The organism is Halomonas sp. BM-2019, from assembly GCF_017584085.1.
Genome location: NZ_CP071922.1, coordinates 1,651,377 through 1,652,793 on the forward strand (window position 1 = coordinate 1,651,377; position 1,417 = coordinate 1,652,793).

Genomic DNA, 1,417 nt, shown 5'->3' on the forward strand with positions numbered 1-1,417 from the left:
GAGTGACAGGATTCCACACGGAACCATCCAGGGAGAGAGATACCATGACAGTGAAGAAGACCCTTGCCGCCATCGCCTTGTTCGTCGTCGCGCCCTTCGCCATGCCGCTCGCGGCCCTGGCCAGCGAGGGGGCCGAGCGCCTTACCGGCCTGCTCGAGCCGCTTCAGACCTACGAGGCCCGCTTCGAGCAGCAGATCCTCGACGGCAGCGGCGAGCGCCTGCAGGAGGCCCGCGGCCAGATGTGGCTGTCGCGTCCCGGCAAGTTCCGCTGGGAGGTCGAGGCGCCCTACCTCCAGGAGGTGATCTCCGACGGCGAGGAGGTGGTGCTCCACGACCCGGACCTCGAGCAGGCCACCATCCAGGCCCTGGATCATCGCGTGACCCAGACCTTCACCCTGCTGCCCAAGGATCCCGATACCCTGTTCGAGGAGCTCAGGATGACCTTCCGCGGCGGCGCCCTGACCGCCCTGCACATGATCGACAGCACCGGCCAGCGCACCGCCATCGAGTTCCGCGATGTGCGGACGAACCACGCCATCGACGACAGCCGCTTCGCCTTCGAGATCCCCGAAGGCACCGACGTGATTCGGGATACGCACTAAGGCCTTCGGCCAGCAGCAAGGTTCAAGGAGCAAGGAGCAAGGAGCAAGGAGCAAGGAGCAAGGAGCAAGGAGCAAGGAGCAAGGAGCGAGCAACCCCTGGGCATTCGGCCAGGAGCAAGGTTAAAGGAGCAGGTTACAAGGCATCCTGTGGGAGCTCGGGTTCCCCGAGCGAATGGCGCCGCAGGCGCCCCGGCGGTGTTGCCGGTGGTTGTGCCTGGCGCCAGGGAGTCCTTCGGCCTCCATTCGCCCGGGGGACCCGGCCTCCCACACAACCCCAGGCCCTGGTCAATCGCGCAGTATCTGCGCTCCTACGGCAGCTTTGGGTTTCCTCGCCCCTCGCCCCTCGCCCCTCGGCGCTAGGCGCCGGTGCCGCCGTCCGCCTCGGCGTCGAGCTCGGCCCGCCAGGCCATCAGCTGGGCGTAGCGCTTCTCCTGGCCGTGGTCGCTGGGCCGGTAGAAGGCCTCCCGGGGCAGGTCGTCCGGCCAGCAGTCGTGGTCGCTGCCGGCGGGGTAGCCATGGGGCTCGTGATGGGCGTAGCGGTAGCCCTGGCCATGGCCCAGGCTCTCCATCAGCCGGGTCGGGGCGTTGCGCAGGTAGCTGGGCACCTCGAGCCGCGGCTGGCTCGTCGCGAAGGCCTGGGCCCGCTTCCAGGCTTGGTCGATGGCGTTGCTCTTGGGCGCCACCGCCAGGTGGATGGCGGCGTGGGCGATGGCGCGCTGCCCCTCGTGGTCGCCCAGGCGCCGGTAGGCGTCCCAGGCGGCCATCACCAGCGGCAGGGCGCGGGGGTCGGCGTTGCCCACGTCCTCGGAGGCGAT

Annotated in this window: 1 protein-coding gene and 1 pseudogene; one reads left to right on the plus strand and one right to left on the minus strand. The window is 69.2% G+C overall.

Going from position 1 to position 1,417, the window contains the following annotated elements; genetic code table 11:
• Positions 1-44: 44 nt before the first annotated feature.
• Positions 45-602 (plus strand): outer membrane lipoprotein chaperone LolA, encoded by a 558-nt coding sequence (gene lolA / locus J5F18_RS08320; protein ID WP_346301798.1) that lies wholly within the window; start codon positions 45-47, stop codon positions 600-602.
• 356 nt (positions 603-958) lie between these two features.
• Here lolA and J5F18_RS08325 read toward each other — a convergent pair.
• A pseudogene (locus J5F18_RS08325) lies at positions 959-1,417 on the minus strand (replication-associated recombination protein A); the annotation flags it as partial.

Bases quoted from the DNA above. Each gene is read 5' to 3' on its own strand.
- lolA (WP_346301798.1), top strand. From the start codon at position 45: ATGACAGTGAAGAAGACCCTTGCCGCCATCGCCTTGTTCGTCGTCGCG.